At 27.7% G+C, this 23,661-nt stretch carries 24 protein-coding genes; 18 read left to right on the forward strand and 6 right to left on the reverse strand.

Going from position 1 to position 23,661, the window contains the following annotated elements:
• Positions 1 to 178 precede the first annotated feature (178 nt).
• On the forward strand, positions 179 to 4,870 hold the full coding sequence (locus ACQZHJ_RS06855) for a S8 family serine peptidase (RefSeq protein ID WP_430484800.1): 4,692 nt from the start codon (positions 179 to 181) through the stop codon (positions 4,868 to 4,870).
• A 78-nt stretch (positions 4,871 to 4,948) separates the two neighbouring features.
• Here ACQZHJ_RS06855 and ACQZHJ_RS06860 read toward each other — a convergent pair whose 3' ends face one another.
• The gene (locus tag ACQZHJ_RS06860; protein ID WP_430484801.1) at positions 4,949 to 5,788 is read right to left on the reverse strand and encodes a thymidylate kinase; all 840 of its coding nucleotides are present in this window, start codon (positions 5,786 to 5,788) and stop codon (positions 4,949 to 4,951) included.
• A gap of 167 nt (positions 5,789 to 5,955) precedes the next feature.
• Between ACQZHJ_RS06860 and ACQZHJ_RS06865 the strand changes: the two genes are divergently transcribed.
• Together ACQZHJ_RS06865 and ACQZHJ_RS06870 are read left to right on the forward strand one after the other, a co-directional pair.
• Complete coding sequence (locus ACQZHJ_RS06865) at positions 5,956 to 6,816, forward strand: Cof-type HAD-IIB family hydrolase (protein WP_430484802.1); 861 nt, start codon at positions 5,956 to 5,958, stop codon at positions 6,814 to 6,816.
• A gap of 183 nt (positions 6,817 to 6,999) precedes the next feature.
• The gene (locus tag ACQZHJ_RS06870) at positions 7,000 to 7,506 is read left to right on the forward strand and encodes a GNAT family N-acetyltransferase (RefSeq protein WP_430484803.1); all 507 of its coding nucleotides are present in this window, start codon (positions 7,000 to 7,002) and stop codon (positions 7,504 to 7,506) included.
• A gap of 316 nt (positions 7,507 to 7,822) precedes the next feature.
• On the opposite strand, the gene ACQZHJ_RS06875 is transcribed toward ACQZHJ_RS06870, so the two are convergent.
• The 3 genes from ACQZHJ_RS06875 to ACQZHJ_RS06885 all read right to left on the reverse strand — a co-directional run bounded on the left by ACQZHJ_RS06875 (position 7,823) and on the right by ACQZHJ_RS06885 (position 9,799).
• Positions 7,823 to 8,851, reverse strand: a complete 1,029-nt coding sequence (locus ACQZHJ_RS06875; protein ID WP_430484804.1) for an acyltransferase family protein — start codon at positions 8,849 to 8,851, stop codon at positions 7,823 to 7,825.
• Between the two features lie 97 nt (positions 8,852 to 8,948).
• The gene (locus ACQZHJ_RS06880) at positions 8,949 to 9,383 is read right to left on the reverse strand and encodes a hypothetical protein (protein ID WP_430484805.1); all 435 of its coding nucleotides are present in this window, start codon (positions 9,381 to 9,383) and stop codon (positions 8,949 to 8,951) included.
• Positions 9,380 to 9,799 carry a PTS sugar transporter subunit IIB gene (locus ACQZHJ_RS06885; RefSeq protein WP_430484806.1) on the reverse strand — a complete coding sequence of 140 codons (420 nt, stop codon included), beginning with the start codon at positions 9,797 to 9,799 and terminating at the stop codon, positions 9,380 to 9,382. The genes ACQZHJ_RS06880 and ACQZHJ_RS06885 overlap by 4 nt, the downstream gene beginning before the upstream one ends.
• An 822-nt stretch (positions 9,800 to 10,621) precedes the next feature.
• Between ACQZHJ_RS06885 and nagE the strand changes: the two genes are divergently transcribed.
• Together nagE and ACQZHJ_RS06895 are read left to right on the forward strand one after the other, a co-directional pair.
• A complete protein-coding gene (gene nagE, locus ACQZHJ_RS06890) occupies positions 10,622 to 12,070 on the forward strand; it encodes an N-acetylglucosamine-specific PTS transporter subunit IIBC (protein WP_430484807.1) in 1,449 nt (482 codons plus the stop codon).
• A gap of 286 nt (positions 12,071 to 12,356) precedes the next feature.
• Positions 12,357 to 12,758: a hypothetical protein gene (locus ACQZHJ_RS06895; protein WP_430484808.1), complete on the forward strand. Its 402-nt coding sequence runs from the start codon at positions 12,357 to 12,359 to the stop codon at positions 12,756 to 12,758.
• Between the two features lie 186 nt (positions 12,759 to 12,944).
• Here the strand turns inward: ACQZHJ_RS06895 and ACQZHJ_RS06900 are convergent, their stop codons facing one another.
• Positions 12,945 to 13,643 (reverse strand): GPP34 family phosphoprotein, encoded by a 699-nt coding sequence (locus tag ACQZHJ_RS06900; RefSeq protein WP_430484809.1) that lies wholly within the window; start codon positions 13,641 to 13,643, stop codon positions 12,945 to 12,947.
• A 428-nt stretch (positions 13,644 to 14,071) separates the two neighbouring features.
• Between ACQZHJ_RS06900 and ACQZHJ_RS06905 the strand changes: the two genes are divergently transcribed.
• On the forward strand, positions 14,072 to 14,680 hold the full coding sequence (locus tag ACQZHJ_RS06905; protein ID WP_430484810.1) for a hypothetical protein: 609 nt from the start codon (positions 14,072 to 14,074) through the stop codon (positions 14,678 to 14,680).
• Between the two features lie 31 nt (positions 14,681 to 14,711).
• On the opposite strand, the gene ACQZHJ_RS06910 is transcribed toward ACQZHJ_RS06905, so the two are convergent.
• The gene (locus tag ACQZHJ_RS06910; protein WP_430484811.1) at positions 14,712 to 14,966 is read right to left on the reverse strand and encodes a hypothetical protein; all 255 of its coding nucleotides are present in this window, start codon (positions 14,964 to 14,966) and stop codon (positions 14,712 to 14,714) included.
• A 155-nt stretch (positions 14,967 to 15,121) separates the two neighbouring features.
• On the opposite strand from ACQZHJ_RS06910, the gene ACQZHJ_RS06915 reads away from it, so the two are divergent.
• The 12 genes from ACQZHJ_RS06915 to ACQZHJ_RS06970 all read left to right on the forward strand — a co-directional run bounded on the left by ACQZHJ_RS06915 (position 15,122) and on the right by ACQZHJ_RS06970 (position 23,661).
• Entirely contained in the window at positions 15,122 to 16,120 is a 999-nt protein-coding gene (locus tag ACQZHJ_RS06915) for a hypothetical protein (protein ID WP_430484812.1), read from the forward strand.
• A 189-nt stretch (positions 16,121 to 16,309) separates the two neighbouring features.
• Positions 16,310 to 16,558: a hypothetical protein gene (locus ACQZHJ_RS06920; protein ID WP_430484813.1), complete on the forward strand. Its 249-nt coding sequence runs from the start codon at positions 16,310 to 16,312 to the stop codon at positions 16,556 to 16,558.
• A 12-nt stretch (positions 16,559 to 16,570) separates the two neighbouring features.
• Positions 16,571 to 17,344 carry a CPBP family intramembrane glutamic endopeptidase gene (locus ACQZHJ_RS06925; RefSeq protein ID WP_430484814.1) on the forward strand — a complete coding sequence of 258 codons (774 nt, stop codon included), beginning with the start codon at positions 16,571 to 16,573 and terminating at the stop codon, positions 17,342 to 17,344.
• Between the two features lie 36 nt (positions 17,345 to 17,380).
• The gene (locus tag ACQZHJ_RS06930) at positions 17,381 to 17,659 is read left to right on the forward strand and encodes a TIGR04104 family putative zinc finger protein (RefSeq protein ID WP_430484815.1); all 279 of its coding nucleotides are present in this window, start codon (positions 17,381 to 17,383) and stop codon (positions 17,657 to 17,659) included.
• Positions 17,660 to 17,737: 78 nt separating this feature from the next.
• Entirely contained in the window at positions 17,738 to 18,049 is a 312-nt protein-coding gene (locus ACQZHJ_RS06935; RefSeq protein ID WP_430484816.1) for a hypothetical protein, read from the forward strand.
• Between the two features lie 296 nt (positions 18,050 to 18,345).
• Positions 18,346 to 18,837, forward strand: coding sequence for a hypothetical protein (locus tag ACQZHJ_RS06940; protein ID WP_430484817.1), 492 nt, complete (start codon positions 18,346 to 18,348; stop codon positions 18,835 to 18,837).
• 56 nt (positions 18,838 to 18,893) lie between these two features.
• On the forward strand, positions 18,894 to 19,298 hold the full coding sequence (locus ACQZHJ_RS06945; RefSeq protein WP_430484818.1) for a GNAT family N-acetyltransferase: 405 nt from the start codon (positions 18,894 to 18,896) through the stop codon (positions 19,296 to 19,298).
• A 90-nt stretch (positions 19,299 to 19,388) separates the two neighbouring features.
• The gene (locus tag ACQZHJ_RS06950) at positions 19,389 to 19,805 is read left to right on the forward strand and encodes an HIT family protein (RefSeq protein WP_430484819.1); all 417 of its coding nucleotides are present in this window, start codon (positions 19,389 to 19,391) and stop codon (positions 19,803 to 19,805) included.
• A gap of 281 nt (positions 19,806 to 20,086) precedes the next feature.
• Positions 20,087 to 20,620, forward strand: a complete 534-nt coding sequence (locus ACQZHJ_RS06955; protein WP_430486871.1) for an RNA polymerase sigma factor — start codon at positions 20,087 to 20,089, stop codon at positions 20,618 to 20,620.
• The gene (locus tag ACQZHJ_RS06960) at positions 20,613 to 21,491 is read left to right on the forward strand and encodes a hypothetical protein (protein ID WP_430484820.1); all 879 of its coding nucleotides are present in this window, start codon (positions 20,613 to 20,615) and stop codon (positions 21,489 to 21,491) included. The genes ACQZHJ_RS06955 and ACQZHJ_RS06960 overlap by 8 nt, the downstream gene beginning before the upstream one ends.
• Positions 21,485 to 22,363, forward strand: a complete 879-nt coding sequence (locus tag ACQZHJ_RS06965) for an ATP-binding cassette domain-containing protein (protein ID WP_430484821.1) — start codon at positions 21,485 to 21,487, stop codon at positions 22,361 to 22,363. The genes ACQZHJ_RS06960 and ACQZHJ_RS06965 overlap by 7 nt, the downstream gene beginning before the upstream one ends.
• 20 nt (positions 22,364 to 22,383) lie before the next feature.
• Positions 22,384 to 23,661 carry a hypothetical protein gene (locus tag ACQZHJ_RS06970; RefSeq protein ID WP_430484822.1) on the forward strand — a complete coding sequence of 426 codons (1,278 nt, stop codon included), beginning with the start codon at positions 22,384 to 22,386 and terminating at the stop codon, positions 23,659 to 23,661.

Below are 23,661 nucleotides of genomic sequence, written 5' to 3' on the forward strand. Positions count from 1 at the left end.
TAAAATTTAACGTTAAAAAATAATTTAATTAAAACTTTTATTAAAAGATTGTTTTGAATTTGTTGTCTTAGGAATTTAGTAGGGGCGACTAAATACTGTTAAGATAATAAATTTATATAAAGGCTAAATATTAAAATAGCCAAAAACATGTGATAAGCAATAAAAAGGGGGAACTTTAATGAAAAAAAGAGGAAAACAAAGTAAAAGATTTTTATCATCTACTTTAAGTGCTTTAGTTATTTTAACTGTTGTAATGCCCAATAATTCTTATAGCACTGTACTAGCAGAGGAGTTTGACAAAGATTCAAACAAAGTGACTATTAAAAACTTAGAGAAGGCTTCAAGGGATGAAACTTATTTTAAGTATGAGAATCCTTATGAGGTTGTTAGAGTTATAGTAGAGCTTGAAGAACCTGCAGCAATAGAAAAAGCTAAAGCTGACGGTGAAAAAAGACCATCAAAGGAAAGTGTCCAAGAAGTTAAAGAAAATCAGAAAGATATTAAAAAAGATGCTGAAGAAATTACTGGTGAAGAGGTTAATCAAAGTTTTGGTACATTAATAAATGGTTTCAGTATTGATACAAAGGTAAAGGACATAGAAGAGTTAAAGAAACTTGATGGTGTAAAAAGCGTAAAGGTTGTTAAAAAATATTATCCTGCTATGACATCTGCAAAGGAATTAACACAGGCAAAAAATGTTTGGAGTGATTTAGGATTAAAGGGAGAAGGAATGGTTGTTTCAATCATAGACTCGGGAATAGATCCTACTCATAAAGATATGAAAATATCAGATTCTTCAAAAGCTAAATTAAGAGAGGAAAATCTTAAAGAGGGGCCAGGAAAGTATTATACAGAAAAGGTTCCTTATGGCTATAACTTTGCTGATGATAATGATAATATAATTGATACTCATCCAAGAGTTAGTATGCATGGAATGCATGTTGCTGGAATAGTAGCAGCTAATGGGAGTGATGAGGAAGTAGATAAAAATGAGGCAATAAAAGGTGTAGCACCAGAAGCTCAATTATTAGCAATGAAAGTTTTTTCAAATAATCCAAATAGAAATGGTGCTTCAGAAGATGATATAGTGGCAGCTATTGAAGAATCAGTTAATCAAGGCGCAGATATTATAAATATGAGTTTAGGATCTTCAGCAGGGTTTCAGCAAGAGGATGATCCAGAGCAGATAGCGGTTAAGAAGGCGGTAGATGCAGGGGTTGTAGTTGTTGTTGCAGCTGGAAACTCACAGTATTCAACAGCGCCATACAAAGTTCCAGATATAAAAGATACGGGACTAGTAGGAGCGCCAGGTACAGCTAAGGATGCACTTACAGTAGCAAATTATCAAAATAATAAAATGCCATTACCATCAATAAAAGTTACAAGTGATGGTAAAGAATATAATGTTCCTTTTATGGAATCAGATGAAAAAAATAATGTGGATACTTCAAAAGAATATGAAATAGTTGATTGTGGACTAGGATTTGAAGAGGATTTTTATAAAAAGGATTTAAAGGGAAAAGTTGCCTTAATAAAAAGAGGAAAGCTTTCCTTTGTAGAGAAGATTATGAATGCACAATCCGCTGGAGCAGTAGGCGTTATAATATATAATTCAGATGGGCAAGATGGCTTTATAAATATGGCGACTAGTCCTATGGTGAAAATACCATCAGTATTCATAAAAAATTCAGATGGTAAAAGGCTCGTTGAATCTCTTAATAATGGTGTGAAAATAAATTTTACAAATAATAAGATGTTAGTTGAAAGTAGTGAGGCTGGTGATTTTGTTGAATCTTCATCATGGGGACCAACTCCAAGTTTAGATTTTAAACCACAAATATCAGCTCCAGGTGGAAATATTTATTCAACATTAAATGATAATAAATATGGAATAAAAACAGGAACATCAATGGCAGCACCTCATGTTGCAGGAGGAGAAGCCTTAATAGTTGAGGGACTTAAGAAAGAAAATCCAAATCTTAAAGGAAGAGATTTAGTAGAATTAGCTAAAAACACATCAATAAGTACTTCAAAGATAATGATGGACAAGCATAACAAAGATATACCTTATTCTCCAAGAAGACAGGGAGCTGGAGTTATTCAAATAGAGGAAGCACTTAAAAATAAGGTGGTTGTAACCGATGAACAGAATAATCCTACAGTTGCATTAAAACAAATAGGAAATGAAAAGGAATTTACTTTAAGATTAAAAAACTATGATAATAAGCCAGTAGAATACAAAGTTGAAAATCTTGGAGGAGTTTTAACAGAAACAAGTGAAAAATTAAATACAATATCTCATGATGTAAAGCTAGAAGGGGCACAGGTTACTTTTGATAAAAATAATATTGTTGTACCTGCAAATGGAGAAGAAAGGCTTAAGGTTAAATTAACAATACCTAAGGCTGTTTCAGCAGAAAGATTTGTAGAAGGGTTTATAAAATTTACAAGTGAGGACAAGCCTTCTTTATCTGTACCTTTTATAGGGTATTATGGAGACTGGGGAAAAGAACAAATAATAGAGGCCATGAATTGGGATAAAGAGAAGCAAAAATTCATAGTACCATCTGGAATATTAACAAACTTGAATGGTAAACTTGGATATAGACTTGGGTTAAGTGGAACAGATGTAGATGGAAATCTTCAAATTGATCCAGATAAAATAGCAATATCACCTAATGATGATGGAAATGGAGACATTATAGCACCATATTTATATTATCTAAGAAATTCAAGAGTAACAGAGGTTGAATTATTAGATGAGAATAAAAAATCACTTGGAGTAATTGGTCATGAAAATTATATAAGAAAAGAAGAGTATAGTGAGCCAAGTGGAAGTGGAAAAAGTCCAAATCTATTTGAAAATTTAAATTGGGATGGAAAGGTATATAATTCTGCTACAGGAGAAAAAGAGGCTGTTAAAGAAGGGCAATATTACTTAAATATAAAATCAAAAGTTGATTATGATAATGCCAAGTATCAAGATTTAATTGTACCAGTAAAGGTAGATGTTACATCTCCAACAATTGAATTGCTTTCAGAAGAAAAAGTATTAACAAAGGATAATTCAAGTGAGGTAGATTATAAATTACAATGGCAAGCTTCTGATAATGTTGCTCTTATACCAGGGATAGTTAACATAAATATCAATGGCAAAGATGTACAAGCTAATGTTGAAGAAATAGATGGAATATATAGTTGTGATGTTAAGTTAAAGGCAAACTCAGTAAATAATATTAAAGTAGCTATGAATGATACAGCGTTTAACTTAGCTGAAGCCTCAAAAAGCGTAAAGGTAGAATCTTCTGAGTCTATAATAACTTTTGAAGATGGTTTTGAAAAAAGTACACTAGAAGTTAATGATGGCAAAGAATATGTAGTAAGAGGTGTAGCTTTAGGGTCAATAAAAGAGTTTAAATTAAATGGTGAAGAGGTAAAAGTAAATGAAGATGGAACTTTTGCACATAAAATTAATTTAAATGAAGGATTCAACAAAATAAATATTTATGTTAAGGATGATAAAGGAAATGAGTTATATAACTATGCTACAAAAGTATTTTGTGATGTAACAGCTCCTAATATAAATTTAGAATCACCAAAAATAGAGGAAGATGGTATTGTTATAACTAATCAAGATAAGATTCTTGTAAAAGGTACTGTAGAGGACAATACATTAGGATATAAATTCTATAAAAATGATGTTATGGAAATAGAAGTTGTAAATAGATCGGACATAGGAAATGATAATACAAGAAAAGAGTTTAGTTATGAAATACCAGCTAAAGATGGTGAAGTAATATCATTAAAGGCAGTAGATTTATCAGGTCATGAAACTATTAAGAAGTTTAAAGTTAATGTAGATAAAAACTTACCTAAAATAGTTATAGATGGAGTAACAGAGGATGGTGTATACAACAAAGATGTACTGCCAAAAGTAACTGCTGATAAAGACGTTAAAATAACTTACTTATTGGATGGGGAAGACTATGATGGTAAGTCACCTATTTCAGAAGAAGGAAAACATAATTTAAAAATAAATGTTGCTGATAAAGCAGGAAATAAGGTAGACGAAGAGGTAAACTTTGAAATAGATAAGACTCCAGTAAGCATACTATTTGCTAACTTAGAAAATAATAAATTATATAATAAGGAAGTTAGGCCAGAAATAAATACTGGTGGAGAAGAAGCTGTAATAAAATATATCTTAAATGGAAAATACTATGATGGACAAACTCCTATAAAAGAAGAGGGAAATCATAATTTAAAGGTTGTAGCTATAGATAAAGCCGGTAATACTTCTCAAAGTGAAGTAAACTTTGGAATAGATAGAACTCCAGTAGAGTTTTTTGTAAGTGGAGTTGAAGATGGAAAAGTTTATAATGAGCCGGTTACTCCAATAATAGATGTTGATGATAAAGATGCAGATGTAAATTACACTTTAAATGGAGAAAAATACGATGGAAACTCTAGAATAGATAAAGATGGAGAACATAACTTGGTATTGACAGCTATAGACAAAGCTGGAAATCGTTCGGAAAAAAATATAAACTTTAAGATTGATAGAAGTAAGCCAAAGGAATCAGACCCTAAAGAAGAAAATAATGATAAATACAATGAACCAGTTGAAATGGTTGTTAATAAGCCAGAACCTTTATCAGATACAAAAGAGGAAATAGAAGCTAATAACTCTGAAAATCCTAAGGTAGAAGAACTTAAAACTGAGGAAAATGAGAAGCAAGTTTCAAAAGAAAAGAAATTAAGTTTACCAAATACAGGTCAAGTAATAGGATCTTCAGTATTAGGATTATTAGGTGTAGCTATAGCAAGTTTAGGAATTAAACTATCAAGAAGAAAAAAGAAAGATAATTAATATAAGACTTAGATTTGAAAGCCTTGAGGAATTTCCTTAAGGCTTTCTTAGTTAAATGTTACTATTTGAAATGCACTATTAAAATCTTTTTATTATGTTTACTGGAACTTCTAGGTTTTCAATCATTTTCTTATCTATTCTTAATCTTTCTTCGCAGAAAGAGAATACACCTTCTTTTCCAATTAAGTTATGATTCTTACCATAGTTAGTATTGCTAACCCAACTTGACATTTCATCAATCCAATCATTTCTTGAAGGATCAGGAGATTTCCTTTCATTAGCAGCATTAAGTATTATTTCCTTAACACTATTAGGTTCAATATATACAATACATGGGTTTAAGTATTTTACTGTGTTTATTAAATCTTTAAGATATATAAGAATTTCTTCATCACTTTTTTCATAAATACCCATTAATTCAAATATGTGATTTTGTAGAAAAGCACATTCAAATATATAGATATTATCATTAAGTAGAGCAGTTTTAGCAAAGTTTTCCCAACGCTTTAAGTGTATTTCTTTAAATTCTTTTAAGCTACGTCTTCCATCACAGATTTCCTTTGAAGCAACATCACCAACTAAATTCCAATAACATATTTCTGGGAAGTCAATTCTTGTATAAGCCAATATTATATGATTATCCTCTTTTCTAGCTTGAGATTTAATTCTAGATTTTAACTCATCTTTAGTAATGTTTTTCTCTGAAGTTTCCCACATTTCAAAGCATTTATTTATAAATGAATTATATTCATCAAAAGTTAAATAAGCGTTCCAAGCCATATCAGCAGGATGGGACATACCTTCCTCATAAAGAATTACATTTTTACCTTCTGATATTAACTTATCTTTTATTTTTCTTGCTGTAGTAGTTTTACCACTACCAGGTATTCCTTCTACTAATATAAGTCTATTTTTCATAGGTACCTCCATAAATTCTATTTTTTACTAATAAAAATAATTTTATTAGTATTTTACCCTTAATGGATAAGCGATTATATAATATTATATAAAAGAAATTTATAATTGTACAAAATGTGAGAAATGTTAAAATAATAGAGAACTATAAAAATTATGAGGTGGAGAGTATGAATAAATATAAAGTAATTGTCATGGATGTAGATGGAACACTAACTAATGGTGAAAAGAAAATAACTCCTAAAACTAAAGAAGCTTTATTAAAAGCGCAAGAGCAAGGAATAATATTAGTTATTGCATCAGGAAGACCAACTTCAGGTTTAAGAGATTTAGCTAAGGAACTTAAAATGGATGAAAATCACGGATTATTAGTTTCGTTTAATGGATCAAAAGTAATTGACTGTGAGACTGATGAGGTTTTATTTAATGAGCCGATGAGTGTAGAAGAAGGACAAGCTGTTCTTAACCACATGAAGAAATTTAATGTTATACCTATGATTTATAGAGATGATTATATGTATGTTAAAGATGTATATAATAATATGATAGAGTATAAGGGAGAGCCTTTTAATATAATTAAATATGAAGCTCGTAATTGTAAATTCAAATTATGTGAGAAGGATGACTTAGCAGTTTTTGCAGATTTTCCATTAAATAAAGTATTAACTGCCGCTACTCCAGAATATTTAAGAGCAAATTATGAGGAAATGATGGCTCCATTTAAAGATACTCTAAGTTGTATGTTCACTGCAGATTTCTTCTTTGAGTTTACTGCTAAGGGGATAGATAAAGCAAGGGCTTTAGAAACAGTTCTTTCTCATTTAGGATATTCAAAGGAAGAGGTTATAGCTTTTGGTGATGGACAAAATGATGCTTCAATGGTTAAATATGTTGGATTAGGTGTTGCTATGGAAAATGCGGTTGATGAATTAAAAGAAATAGCAGATTACATAACTCTATCAAATGAAGATGATGGAATTGCATATGCAATAGATAAGTTCATAGAATTAAAAGAAGAAGTACTAGTTTAAAATATTAGAATATAAGAAGTATGTCAGATTGAAATTTGATATACTTCTTTTATTTTTATGATTTAGAGGATAATTTCAATATTTTAATGACTTTTGAATATTTAATAAAATGTAAATTGATTATGATAAAGTATTTTGTTATTATTTGTTATATATTGGTATAAAGAAAAAGGGGATGATTATATGGAATTTGAGATAAGAACTATGCTTAAAACAGATATAATTGAGTTTAATAAAGCGTTTAAAGCACAAGGATGGGAAAAGCCAATTTCTTTATTTGAAAAATATTATGAGGAACAGAATAATGATATAAGAAAAGTATTTGTAGCATGTTCAGAGAAAAAGCTTTTAGGGTATGTAACATTATTACCTTGTGATAAACATGGACCTTTTGCAGATAAGAAAATTCCTAGTGTTTGCGATTTTAATGTTCTTGAGAAGTACCAAAATTATGGAATAGGAACAGCTTTATTAGATAGTGTGGAAAGGGTAGTTAAGGAGTATTCTGACAAAATATGCTTAGGAGTAGGACTTCATAGTGGATATGGATCAGCTCAAAGAATGTATATAAAAAGAGGATATATACCAGATGGTAGTGGCGTATGGTATAAAAATAAGCCTTTAGAGCAGTATGCTGATTGTAAAAACGATGATGATTTAGTTCTATATTTACTTAAAGAATTTAAATAATACAATACAAGATGGAATATAGTTTTTTACTCTTATACAAGGATTAGGATATCTTATTAAGTTGAAAAAGTATGTTATAAAGAATAAAAATATACTAGCTTATAAGGAGAATATTGAAGTTATAGATGACTTTAATTGTTATGTTCAGACATTTAATAGTAAGTAAATTAAAATAAAGGTCGATTAATATCGACCTTTATTTATTATAGTTAATTATTTTAATATTATTTCTCTATTTTTTATTTGAAATAATTGTCTACTAATTTAAATATGAATAGAAGAGGTAAGATAATCACTTTTTATTTTGATCACCTATTTATATAAAAATCAGTTTGTTTATTTTATTTAAGAATTTAGAGAAAAAGTTAGTAACATTATCTCTAGAAAGCAAAAATGTTACAATTAATGAACCTAAGATTAAGGCTAAAAGTTTTCCTAAATTACTTGTCATTAGAGTGGATAATCCTAAAATAGCACCTATAAAATAAGTATGTAAAAAATATACTGAAAGAGTGTTTTTACCTATCTTCGATAAAAAGGTTGGTTTATTAGTAATTAGATTTATAAACACATAGACAAATGCAAATCCAATAACATATATACCTATATAAAGTAAAATCCCTTCAAATATATTAATATTAAAATAGTAGTAAGATCTATCTGCCCAAAAGAATTCGGCAGGGATATTTATGAATTTTACTAAAGTAGATGCTATTAAAATACCACATAAAATTATTAATATAGAAGGTAGTTTGTTTAAAAGTTTAAACTTTGTGAATTTAGTTAGCTTTTTTAATTTCTCATCATTAGAATAGTAGCCAGCTAGAAAAAATGGAGCAAAAGTTATTGTTCTTGAAAGAGCCATATAAGATCCAAATTCTCCAGAAAGTTTAACTAGTATTCCAATAAAAAGACTAATTACAAATACCTTTTTTACTTTTATTAAATCTGGCAAAAATGATTTCCAAATAAACATAGCTAATATATACCACAATGCCCAACCAGGAGTAAAAAATGAAAAATCATTAGGAGCTCCAGCTTTTATAAAATTATCATCTAGGAATAATGATGGTATTAGCTCTAATAAATTCCAAATTACATTGAAAAGTAAAAATGGAACAAGAAAGCTTTTAACAGCATTTTTACGGCCCTTTTCTACATTCTTAGACAAATATCCAGAAATGAATATGAATACAGGCATATGAAATTCATATATAAATATATATAGAAATTCAGCAAATCCGCAATCTTTTCTAATAAATTCTAAGCTATGTCCTAAAACAACTAAGAATATTAAAAGCCCTTTGCTATTATCTATAAAATAATTTCTACTTTTTGATTCCAATATAATACACATCCTTAAAAAATAATGACAAATACTATTATATCACTAAGTAATGTATTATATATAACCATTTATGTTTTAAGATGTAGCCTAAAGATTAAGCGTGATTAGTAATATACTCTTTGATTTTTTTGCCAAGATGCATTTGATTATTATCAATATGGGTAAGGGAAAGAAGATTATCTTTAAAATAAATATCTAAATTTTCATTATTATCTTTTTTATGAACTATAAAATTTTCTATTTCATCAAAAGAATATTCATGAATATTTTTTTTATTTGATAATAAATTAAAGGTCTCTTGTTCGTCGATAAGATAAAGTTTATCTTTTGTAAGTTTTAAAGTGTAAATTGAATAGGTATCGTTTACTACAGGTACCACACCAATCTCTGGCATGAAGAATGTTGCAGATGCTATCATAGAAGCTAAAACAGAGGTGTCAACAAGTCCATCTAAAGAATTGCCATGGGAACAACATTTTAAGGAGCATAAGATTTTTTCTTCTTTTGGAAGTACAGAAATTTTTTTCATACCATATCACCAACCCTTAAATTTTTAGATTTAATATTCTCATACTTTTGTATAAGTTTTAATCCTTCTTTACCATTCATAGTTCCAAATGTTCGCATGTCTATAACATCACAAGGAATATTAAGTGGAGATACAAGATTAGTTATAGATTTTAAAAGAAATCTTGCTTGAGGAGAAATAAGTATTAGATCTATGAAGTCTTCAAAGTTGTACTCATCAATAAAAGCTTTATTAATATTTTCAGCAGGGCCATAGGCTAGGACATAATCACATCTACCAAGTTGTCCTTTTTTATATAAAGTAAATACAGTTTTTATGTCATCAACAAATATTTTATTATCTTCTTCTGCATCCTGAATATTAGAGCAAAATAAGCTAGAAGTAAGACCACCAGCACAACATATATAAACTATCATAAAATCAGCTCCTTTTTTCATTGGTTAGCTTGAACTTTTGAGAAAAATTTGTGCGAAAAATATTTTTGCTTAATTTTAGTATATAACATTTATGTCAAATTTTAAAAAATGAATTAATCTTAAAATAATATAAAATATATAAATTTAGCTTTAAAATGTTACTTTAAAACTAGAAAAAATTTAAAAGGATTAATTATATTAGAAATAAATTATTAATTGAATAAAATTAGGATAAATTAGAAAAAATATAAGAAATAAACAGTATGTTAACTTATGAAATTATAATAGATAACTTGAGTTTTTGAGGTTTATAGAAGAAATAAAAATGTTGAAAAAATGTTATTAATATATTAATTGATAGCGATAAAAGTTTACTTAAAATATATTATTTTCAAGTAATATCCATGATATACTAAAATAGTAAATGGAGTTAAATATAGCTTATAAATATGTATCCATATAAATACATATTTATAAATCTATTAGCATATATTTTTTACAATGAGTATTCATATTTCATATAAATAATTTTGTTATAAAGCAAAATCATAATGAATTATGTTACTTAAAAATTACAAGCTATATTTAATTAATAATAAAAGAAAGGAGGATATAGAAAGGAAAATGTAAATAAGCCTAAATAGTATATCAATTTAAATATTGTTTAAGAAAGGTTTGTTTATTTAAAGAAAACGTTTAATAGGACTTATAAGCTATATCACAATATTTTTAATCTGTTATTCTTAACTTTAATAATTTATTAAGGGGTTTCTAAATTATTAAAGTAAACAGATTGTAAGTTTTATAGGGGGAAATTGAATTATGATGAAATATTTTCAAAAATTAGGTAAATCACTAATGTTACCAGTTGCTGTACTTCCAGTAGCAGGTATATTAATGGGAATTGGATATTGGATAGACCCAACAGGTTGGGGTGCTAATAGTGCTATAGCAGCTTTCTTACTTAAAGCTGGTGGAGCAATTATAGATAATATGGCAATTTTATTTGCTATAGGGGTTTCTGTTGGTATGTCAGATGATAATGATGGATCAGCAGGTTTAGCAGGTTTAGTATCATGGCTTATGATAACTACTTTATTATCTACTTCAGTTGTTGCTATGCTACAAGGTGTAGAAGTTGAAGCTGTTAATCCGGCATTTGGAAAGATACAAAACCAATTTATTGGTATCTTAGCAGGTTTAATTGGAGCTGGTTGTTATAATAGATTTAAAAATACTAAATTACCAGACTTCTTAGGATTCTTCAGTGGAAGAAGATGTGTTGCTATAGTAACTGCACTTGCTTCTATAGTAGCTGCTTTAGTTTTATTCTTCGTATATCCTATAATATACACTGCATTAGTTAAGTTTGGTACATCAATGATAGCTATTGGACCAATAGGAGCAGGTGTATATGCATTCTTTAATAGATTATTAATACCATTTGGTTTACATCATGCTTTAAACTCAGTATTCTGGTTTGATGTTGCTGGTATCAATGATATCGGAAACTTCTGGGCTGGAACAGGTACTTTAGGAGAAACAGGAATGTACATGGCTGGATTCTTCCCAGTAATGATGTTTGGTTTACCTGCTGCTGCATTTGCAATGTACACTTGTGCTAAGAAGAGCAAGAAAAAGGCTGCTGCTGGAATATTATTAGCTGCTGCATTATCTTCATTCTTCACAGGAGTAACTGAGCCATTAGAATTCGCGTTCATGTTCTTAGCTCCAGCATTATATGTAGCTCACGCAGTATTAACAGGTATATCAGTTGCAGTAGTTGCTGCTTTACCAGTAAGAGCTGGATTTAACTTCAGTGCTGGTTTAGTAGACTGGATATTAAGTTTTAAAGCACCAATGGCTTTAAATCCTTTATACTTAGTTGGAATAGGTTTAGTATTTGCAGTTATATACTATATAGTATTCGTAGTTATGATAAAGAAATTTGACTTAAAGACTCCAGGTAGAGAAGATGATGACGATGATTCAAATGCAGTTTTAGCAAACAATAACTATACTGAAGTTGCAAAAATCATATTAGAAGGTCTAGGTGGAGTAGGCAATATTACTTCAATAGATAACTGTGTAACAAGATTGAGATTAGAAGTAAAAGATCCTACATTAGTTAGTGAGAAGAAAATAAAATCAGCAGGAATTGCAGGTGTTATAAGACCTGGAAAAACAAGTGTACAAGTTATAGTTGGAACACAGGTTCAATTCGTAGCTGATGAATTTAAGAAGCTTTGCCAATCTAAAAACTATGTATAATAACTAAGTTTGTAATAGATATTATTCATTTATTATATAGCTATTTAGATTTATAAAAAAGGCATAATTTTTAAGGGATAAATAAGTCCAGTAGAAAGTTAAATATTTCTACTGGATTTTTATTTTACTCTTATTTAAGACTCAGTTTAAGCAAATCCCAATTATATTTTATTGAATAGAATTTTAAAATAATATAATAAAAAATTCTCATTAAATAATTATAATAATGCATAATATGGTGTATAATGGATATAAATACAATAAATGTTTATTTGCGGAGGGGATTATGTTTAATTTAAATTTGAGAGAAGACGAGACCTTAATGAAAATTACAGTTAACAAGGATGTAACTAATAGAGATACAGCTATGAATTTCATAGGAAATATGATCACTAGAGCTGGTGGAGATGTTGCAAGTAAAGTGCATGTAATATTAACTAAAAATACTATTTACTTAGAGTATATAGGACATGTGTCACTTGGTTATGCTGAGGAAACTAGAAAAATAGAAGAAATACCATTTAATGATTTAAAAGCATTTGTAGTTACAGCTAAAGAAACTGAAGAGGGATTAAAAGAAGAAATAAAGATAACAACAAAAAATGAAGAACTTATTTTCTTAAGAAATAATTCTAATAATGATAATTTGGCTTTAGCTATGGCAAAGTTAATAGAAGATATCAGATAATATCAATTAGAAAATATAAAATTAAATAAGATATTTAAAATTAAGAGTATAATTATTAAAATGGGATATATCAAACAGTTTTAAGGGTAAAGTTTGATATATCCCATTTATGATATTTTGGTAAGTTCACCTATAGTTATAAAGTCAGAGTTTTCTATAGCAGTTATGTTTCTAGTTCTAGACATTTTAGACTACTTTTGTAACTATGTTTCTAACTAGAGTAACCATAGGGAACATATTAGTATCACTAATAGATTTTTTTATTATGTTAAGTTCTTCATAACAATTATTTTCATAAATTTTTGAAATCCTATTATTAATGCTATTATATTCATATTCAGAGAAATAAAGGTCTAGTATTTTATTGCTTGATAATAGGAAAGTAAGATGTAATGTGGTTTCATCCATATTGCAATCTTCCAATATTTCAGATTTTATTTTTTCTATTATTGAATTGCAAATCTTTTTTGAATCAACATAGATTTTTTTAGAAGAGGCTAAAAATGCATTAGTAGATGTAAGTTCTAAAACTCTTTTATTAATTAAATTTTCAATTATAGAATTATATATATGAGTACTTAATTTATTATGAGCATAGAAATATTCAATCCATTCCTTGAGAGTCATAGGCTTTTTTGAAATTATTGTCTGAAGGATAATATCTTTAAACTCAACTCCAGTTAATTCAGTTTCAAGAAAGATAACATTTTGTTTTTCATCAAATGAAATCTTGCAATCAGAAAATAATTCAATAAAAATTGAGGCAATAGAATAAATCTTACCATTTAATAATTTAACTTTTTTATTTTTGGAAATCTTTTTAGAAAGAATATCTAAAATAACAAATTGTTCTGAAAGGGATAACTCAATATTTTTTATCCTCATGTCTAAATATACCTCCGAAATTTTTACTTACGACTTATTACTTACTATATAGTATATTCAAAATAACAGTAACATAGACAGACATAAAGATTTATTAATAAGAACAATATGTAATTTTTGGGTGAATATGGTTTAAAAGTTTAACTGCATAAAGTTTTTATTCTTTTGAAAACATAATTTGTATATAGTAAAATACCCATATCTGAAGCTGTAATTTGAATACTTAATTTTATTTAATATAATTGAGTGGTTTAAATATGGAAAAAACTAGTATATAATTAAAGTGTTAAAATTAATTTGGGAATAGGTGGATTTTATGGGGGGATATGTGAGAGAATAGAAATGATTAAGAGTATGGTAGAAGATTTAAGAGAAGAACTAGAAAAATTACTGTGTAAATAGTAATTTCTTAGATATAAGGAGCAAATATGTCAATAATATTATCTCTTCAAGGATCTATGGCAGTTGGAAAAACTACTGCTGTAAATTACATAAAGAATAATGCTAGTTATGTGAATATTAGTTTTGAAAATAATGAGAATGTTATTAAAGAAGTTAAAAATAGAGGGTTAGATAAAAATAGCTTTAATGACTATATAGAAATTCAAAGATTATGGATTAACAATGAGATAACTAGGTATGAAAAAGCTAAAGCATTTAATTGTTCAATTATGGATTTTGGAGCCGAGGAAATTGAGTTTTATACATTAAATTATCCAAAATCAATTGGTAAAGAGTGGAATATAGAAGGCGAATTGCATCATGAATTAGAACTGTTAAGAAAATGTATGCCTGAAAGAATATTATTTCTAGATGCTAGTGAAAAGACTTTGAGAAGAAATAAAGAGCGTGATAAAACACGTTCTAGAAGTTTTTTTGAGTATTATCTAAAAAATTTACTACCATTAAAAAAGGAATGGTTTTCTAAGAAAGTAAATGTAGACTTTTTAGATGTAGATAATTTAAATGAAATGAAACTAGGAACAGAAGTTAAAAGGTGGATGGATAAGTGCATTGAGGAGGAAAGATTAAAATAAAAGGACATGCAGTTTTAAACTGCATGTCCTTTTATTTAAGTTCTTTTTCTAATGACTCAATTGAAGTATTAGTCTGATTTAATTTATCTTTTAAGCTAAGAGCTTCTTTTTCTAAATCCTCTTTTTGACTTCTTACTTTTGAAACTTCGTCAATTACTTTGGTTAAATCTTCTTTAGATTTAGTAATTGATTCGGTCAATTCTGTGCGAGTTTCATTTAATTGAGTATCCATTTTAGGCATAGCACCAATTGCTGTGGCAAATATAAATCCAAACCATAGTTCCAACAGGTTTAGATTATTAAAATGTACAAACATTCCATTAATTGTTTAGGATATTTTATAAGATAGGCAGTATCCGGTAATATTAGTATAAAAATTATTTATAAATGAGCTAAATAACTCATATAAATAATTGAATTAATATAGTTTGGTGGTTAGATATGATTCAAAGATTACAAAGTGAAATGAAAGAGTTATTAAATAGGAATGAAGACTTTATGCTAAAGTTAATAGGTATAATTTCAGAACAAGAAGCATTAGCTTTTGAAAAAGAAGAAAGATATAAGGCTTTGGAAAAGAAAGCAGAGACTAGTAATTTTAAAGCAGATAAAATTGAAAAAGAAAATTTAATATTAAGAGAAGAAAAAAGAATGCTTGAATTAAAGCTTAGTGTATCAGAAGATGCACTAAAAAAATCAGATGATAGAATTGGCTTTTTGGAAAGAGAGTTTGAGAATATTGGAAGAGAAATGCCTATTGAAGGGTGTGTGGAAGGACAATCTGCTGAAGAAACTAAAGTAGAAGATATAATTGAAATTGAGGTTGATTGTGATGATGAGATATTTGATACTAAGGATGAGCTTTTTGATAAAATAAGACAATCTATAAAGCAAAAAAGATATAGAAAAGTAGAAGCTATATTTAATAAAAATTTAGAATTAATAAAAAATTGTAAGGAGGAGTTTGATGAGAATGAACTTCTTATAATTTCTTATTTAGGAATAAAAAATGGTGTTATAAGATCACTAATGAAAAGTGTAGAGGATTTAAATGAGTTTATTAGAGCTGATGGGAATAAATCAAAGGCAATAAGATTTCTTAAGGATGAGAAAGATGCACCATATGGGTATATGGATAGTATGTGCTATGACAAATATATTTTGAGTGAGAAAGATATTTTTAATGATGTTGATAATACAACATTGAGATATATAAAGAGTTTAGGGGAAGAGATGTCCTATAAATATTATGATAAGTATAAAATACTGGGCAAGAATTATACTGAACAAAATTATCAGCAAATAAAAGGCTTTATAAAATTAAGTGGAAAATACTATTTAGTGAGAGTACTTAGAAAAAGAAGTGGTAGAAATGTTAATGAGATATGCATAGAGAAGGAAGAAATAATAAAATATACGTCTAAAAGGAAGAGATTATAATTGAGACTAGGCTTGGTAAAACTTATTAACTTAAGGGTTACTAGGTCTTTTTGCTTTTTATTAGGCTATGTTTTAATTAAGAAGCAAATTCATTGGATGATGTTAAGTGAGTGGAAAAACTTGAAAATAATTTTAAAATTATGTAAAATTATTAATAAAATATACAAAAATGAGAAAGGAAAGATATATATGGAAAAAACAATTAAGAAGTCTAAAGCTCCTATGGTTTTAGGAATAGTAAGCTTAGTTGCATGGATAATACCATTAGCTGGTTGGGTAATTAGTATAATTGGAATAGTAATGTCATCGCTTAAGTTAAAAGAACTTGGATATAAAGCATATAAAATATCACTAACATTAAATATAATTGGATTAATATTAAGTGTTGTAACTTTTATATCAACAATGATGATTGCACTTAGACAAATACAATTTTAAGGAGGCTTTCATATGAAAAAAATATTGAAAACATTAGGTGTATGCATAGGATTCCCATTAATAAATTTAATTATGGTGTTACTAGTTCAGAATGGGTTTATAGCATTATCAGGAAATTCAGTTGAATCAATAAATAAGTATACATTTTTATTAGTATTGTTAGCAGACGTATTAACTTTGGTTGCTATATTCTTAATATTGATTCCATCTAGAGAAAGATTAATAAAGGGAATAAGTATTAAGAATATTGGAGTAAAAGAATTATTATATACAATAGCACTATCAATAGGTATAAGTGTATTGTTATTGTCATTAAGTGGAATATTAACTATGCTTGTACCAAGTTATCAAGAAGTACAAAAGCAATTAGGTACATTGAATAATTCAATATTAATGATAATAGTTGGAGTTGTTTTGGTACCTATATATGAGGAAATAGTTTATAGAGGAATTATTTTTGGATATTTAAAGAAGAACTATAACATAATCTTAGCACTTGTTGTACAAGCTTTAGTATTTTCAATAATGCATCTAAATTTAGTTCAAAGTATTTATACATTTTTATTAGGAGTAGTTTTAGGACTAATATATATGTACACAGAATCAATTTATGGAAATATAATCATGCATATGATATTCAATTTGCTTGGAGTAGTTGTTATGCCTAAGTTAGCTAAAGCTTATCCAAGTATGGTATCAGTAGCATTAATAATAGGAATAGGATTATTCATATTCTCAAGTTTAAAAATTCTAAAAAAATATGATGATGTTTTATATAGTAAGTAAATTTTAGTTAATGAGAATTTAAGAAGGGCGAATATTATGAAGTGTAAAAAGTGTGGAAATAAAATATCTCATAATGATATTTTAAGAGCTACCTTTTGGAATTGGAAAACTATAAGTTGCAAAGAGTGTGGTGAAAAATATAAGATTAGCTTACTTTCTAAAATAGCTTTTGCTTTATTAATTATATTACCAGTACCATTTGTGTTTGGGGGGAATTTAAATATTCAATTTATAGAGTTTATAGCATTAATGATTTTTTATTATGTAATTCTTTTCTTGTTAAATCCATTTATAATTAAATTGAATAAGTTATAAAGTTGCATTATTTGAAAAATGCTTAAATATACTTAGATAATTTTAAAAAGTTTATTCTAAAATTAAGGAGAGGTTGAAATGGACATAGTAGAATTGATTTTGAATTTAATAGTAATAGCATTAGGAGTAGGTATATTAATAAAAGGGGATAATTGGATCATTCAAAAGGCTAAGAGAAATCCTAAGGAATATACAGAAGCAAAGGTTAATTATATGCTCAAATGGCAAAAGATATTCTGTATTGTATTAATAATAAATGCAGTATTGGGAGTAATAACAAACTATTTAACCTCTCTCAAGACAATATATAGATTTATGACATTGCCATTTGAGATATTATTATTGGTTGCGCTGTTTAAATCTAATTTTGCAAGTCCAAAGATTAAATAGTTTAAAAGAGTACTTAGGTAGATTTGTTTGGGATTTTCAAAAGAGCATTAAGTAAACACATACGAGAATATAATATTTAAAAGAGTTCGAATTTTGTAAAAGGTTGTTTTCTTAAAGGAAGACAACCTTTAATTTTAGGATTTATTTTAGGTAAGTATAGATTTAGTTAAAGCTAATATACATTATTAGCTATATATTAATTTTTATAAATTTGTAACTATTTATAGGGAATAATAGTTAAAATTAACATATAGAGATGTAAAATAGACGTGTGTTTTAAGAAGGGGACAGAGTTTATGAAATTTGGTTTAAAAAAAAGTGTAAGAAGGATGGGAGTAGTTGGTGCTTTAGTAGCTTGCACTATTTCATTTGTAGGATGTGCTAACAATGAAGAGATAAATAAATTAGAACTTACTAATGCTGATAAGAATATTATTAAGGAATATTTAGAAACTGGAGAAGATACAATTGTTTCTAATGTTGATAATGGTGAAATTTATACGGCTTTTGAAGTTCTTGGGACTAGTGAAGATGAAATATATCTTTGGGTTTTACAAGAAACTAGCACAGGGGAAGGTGCTTCAGTTCCAGTATTAATGAATGCAAATAGAGAAAATGAAGTTTTGAGTATAGATGGTTATAAGATGCCTGGTGATGGAGATATGTATGGAGAGGATATAAAAAAGATGTTTCCTAAGTATGTTCAAGAGAAGATATTTCCAGGAGTTGAAGAATACAATAAGAGAGTTGATAGATTGAAAGAAGCGATAGAAAAGGAAAAAAAGTAAAACTAATGGGAAGTATGATGCTTATAAGAAGACTGAGGATAGGGGGATTATAAGGAATGTTTGCTTATAAAAAAATAAATTCAGAGATGATAGAAGAAATAAAGAATTTGTATAAAAAAGAACTTTGGGGTGCTTATTTAAAAGATGATGAAAAGTTAGTAAGGGCAATGAATGGATCGATATACATTTTAGGTGCTTTTCATGGTAATAGATTAGTTGGTATGGTTAGATGTGTTGGGGATGGTGAGCATATAGTGCTTGTTCAAGATTTAATTATTGATCCAGAGTATCAAAGACAGGGAATTGGAAGAACTTTATTAAATGAGGCAATGAAGAGGTACTCTGAAGTTAGAACTTTTATGCTTTTAACTGATAAAGATGATGAAAAGGCTAATAGTTTTTATCAATCACTTAACTTAAAAAGGATTGAGGAAATGAATATGATATCTTATATTAGATAAAGTTATTAAAGAAGGTTAACTTTATCTATGAAAATAAGTTTTAATATATACTAACTCGTTTAGTATTAATTAGTAGAATGGAGTGCTAACATGCTTAATAAGGAATGTGTATTTTGTAATATTATTAGTAAAAAGGAACAAGCTAATATAATTTATGAAGATGAATTAATATGTTGCTTATTGGATATAGATCCAATAAATGAAGGACATGTACTAATAATACCTAAAAGTCATAGGCATAATATTTATGATTTAGATGATGAGGTCTTATTAAGAATACTAAGTTTTTCTAAGAAAATTGCTAGAATATTAGAAAAGTTATATAAGTGTGATGGATATACTATTATGCAAAATGGCGGAGTTTTTACTGATTTTGGACATTTTCACATGCATATATTCCCTAGATACATAGAGGATGGTTTTTCATGGACATGCAAGGACTCTAAGAAATTACCATTAAAAGAAGTAAAAGAGAAATTGAAGTTAGAATTAATTAAAGAAGTTTAATCAAATATTTATTAAAGCTATGAAGGTAATTTTGAAAATGCCTTTATAGCTTTTTCTTTTGGAATAGGGAAGTACATTCTAGTACAGGATTAGAATTTTCTATAGATTTATATGGGATTTGTGATTAATATATACAGAGATAAAAATTTTTATAAGTTTTTTTTAAAAGTTAAAACTATTTTTCTAAATCATACGAATACATAAGTGTAAGGAGATTTAAAAAGGTTGAAGATATGAGAATAGACAGAGGGCGGTGAGTTAGGATTAATGAGAATAAGTTAATAGATCTTCTTAAGAACAAAGGAGACAAAAAGGCAGCAGGAATTTTAGTTAAATTATATTATAAAGAAATATTTTCTTATGTTTTTAAACAAACAAGAAATGAGGAGTTATCAAAAGACCTAACTCAAGAAATATTTATTTCAATGCTTAAATCAATAGGTGGGTTTAATGAAGAAAGAGCATCATTTAGGACATGGATTTATAAAATTGCCAGTAATAAGATAATAGACAATTATAGATCAACCTATTATAAATATTCAACAATAGTTGACGAATTAGATGAAGGTTTAATAGGAGAAGACAATGGCATTGAAGAAGGGTTTGAGCTTAAGGAAAGAGTTAATGAGGTTATGGATATAGTAAATACATTAAATGCAAACCTTCAGCAAATATTTAGACTTAAAATCTTTGGAGATATGACATTTTCAGAGATTGGAGTTTTATTAGAATTATCAGAATCAACTGTAAAAACTAGATATTATGCTACGGTTAGAAAGATAAAGGCGCTACTGGAGGTGGAAACTTATGTATAACAAAGAGAGTTTAAATGAAAAAAAACTAGAAAAAGATTTTAATAGTAAAACTAGTACAAGTCATCAAGAGGTTGAAAATGAAGATGACATCATTGTAGATGAAATAGATTTTGATATTTCAAGTATTGATTTAGATATTGAGATTCCAGATATAGATTTAGGGGAGTTAGATGAAATAGTGGGTTCAGGAGTTAAGACTAAAGTATCCTTCTTTACATATTTAAAAAATGCAATTAAGGATCTAGGATTTAGAAACATCTTTCATGATAAAAGTGAACTTATAGTTATAGCTTTAGCAGGAACCTTAATACTATGGATGACTATGATGAACTTTAGTTATGGAAGAGTAGTTGATGTTTATAGGGCTATGTTTATACTATCTCCAATGGTTTATTTAGGAATTGTTTTATTTTCATTTTACAATTCAAAATCAAAGGGAGTTTTTCAATTAGAAATGACTTGTAAGTACAATCTATATCAATTGTCAGCTTTGAGAATGTTTATTTTTAGCATAGGTAGTTTATTGATAAACACAATGGTTATAGTTATTATGGCATATCATCATAAAGATATTAATGCTATAAGGATGATAATAATATCAATTACGGGATTATTCTTGTTTTCCACAGTATTTTTATATTCATTGATAAAGCTTAAAAGTATGTTTGCAAAGGTAGGAGCAATTGCTTTATGGATTATAGTAAACTTACTTTTAAGTAGTGTAGAAAATAAGTACTATGTAGATTTTTTAATGAATGCACCAATTTATATTCATATAGGAATATCAGTTATATGCTGCATTCTTTATATAAAAAGATTGAATGATTTAAGAAATTATAGAATAAAAAAGAGGAGAGAGATTATATGTTAGTTGTTAATAACGTAACTAAAAAATATGGGGACTTTTTAGCTATTGAGGACATAAATTTAGAATTTAAAAATGGAGTATATGCACTTTTAGCACCTAATGGAGCGGGGAAGACAACCTTAATAAAACTTTTAACTACATTAATTTTCCCAACTAAAGGAGAAATTCTTTATGATGGAACAGATATTTTATCTTTAGATGAGGAATATAGGGATAAGATAGGATATTTACCGCAGGATTTTGGATATTATAGAAATTATAGCCCTAAAAAATTCTTATTATACTTAGCAGCTTTAAAGGGAATAAAGCAAGATGATGCTAAAAAGAGAATTAAAGAAGTACTAAAATTAGTATCTCTTGAAGAGGTTGAAAATAAGAAGATGAAGGGATTCTCAGGTGGAATGATTCAAAGAGTAGGAATAGCTCAGGCGTTACTTAATGATCCAAAGATTCTTATATTAGATGAGCCAACAGCTGGCTTAGATCCAAAGGAAAGAGTACGATTTAGAAATCTATTAAGTGATTTATCAAGAAATAGAATAGTAATAATTTCAACTCACATAGTATCAGATATAGAATTTATATCAAATGAAGTAGTAATGATTAAAGATCATAGAGTTTTATATAAAGATTCTATAGAAAAGATATGTAGTACATTAAATGGAATGGTATATGAAGCAACAATGGAATTTAATGAGAGCTTAGAATTTAGAAAGAATAATATTGTTTTATCAGAGAAGCAAGAGGGGGGCATGGTTAAGATTAGATTTATAAGTGAAAATAATAGTGAATCTAATGAAAAAAATGATGAATGGAAAGAAGTTATTCCAAATATAGAAGACGTATTTTTATATCAATATAGGGATGATAATTAGAAAGGGTCTGGGTTAGCAATATGGAAATCAAAAAGGGTGAGTTTGAGAAACTTTATAGAAATCCAGTACTAATAGTTCTTATAGGAATCTTCTTAGCTTATAACATGTTGATTATGTATAACAATTCTAGTATAAGAGAGCCTTTGAAGCTTACAAATGAATTAATAAGAGAGGTTGGATATAAGGTTGATGATAACATGCTTAATGAACTGGACATTAAGTATAAAGCCGGAATGAAAGAATTAAATAAAATTACTGAGGAGAAATTAAACAAAAGCTATAATTCTTTAGATGATTTTTTAGAGAGTAGAGAATTTTCACAAAATATTTATAGCAATGAGTTTTTTTCGAAGGAAGATAAGGATTTTTTCAATAGATTAAGTATTATAAATATGTATAAGAATATTGCACCAAATGCTATCTCAGCAATTGAAAATATGGATGTTAATAAACTTGCTGATAAAGCTATAAGTATGTATGGATTAGAAGGAAAAGCTGCTGAATTTACAAGAGAAAACTATAGAGAGTTTGATGTTAGACTTAAGGAGCTAATAAGAAATGGAGAGCATAAAAATTTATACTTCTGGGGGTTAAATTATAGGACTCAAAATTTACTGTTTGGAGATGTTATAGGGTCATCAATAATAGAAATAATGATTATTATAGTTTTGGGAGTTTCCTTTCTAATAAATTATGAAAGAGAAAATAAAACATTAGGATTGGTTACAGCATCAAAGAGAGGGCGTAGACTATTAGGAGATAAACTACAGGTTAGTCTAGTATTTTCAGTATTAGTTACTGCAGTAATATTAGGAGTAACATTAATAACATATTTTAATGTTTTTGATTATAGTGAGGTATGGAATGTACCAATAAGTTCAGCTTTTAATGTTGGTATGTCAGGACCATTTTTATCATGGTACAACTTAACAATAAGAGAATATCTGATGTTATCAGTAGGAGTAGTATTTGCAATTGGAATTTTATCAGCAGGTTTAACTTTTGTATTATGCTCATTATTAAAAAGTAGCTATAAATCGTTTTTTGCCTTTTTTATATTATTTGGAGCATTTTTTATGTCACCAGGATTATTTCCGAGTGATTCAATTTTTGCAATATGGGCTAATTTTAATATGTTTGTTTTATCATTAAATCCTGAGTGGTGGTTCATGGATGCAGGAGTTTTCATAGGAACAAAACACTATGTGGATATTACATTAGTGAGTAATTTTATTGTAGTAGTATTACTTATAGTATTTTCAATGAAATTATTCAAGAGAGAGAATATAAAAGGATAG

It is taken from the genome of Clostridium sp. B9 (genome assembly GCF_050509515.1).
Taxonomy (GTDB): domain Bacteria; phylum Bacillota; class Clostridia; order Clostridiales; family Clostridiaceae; genus Sarcina.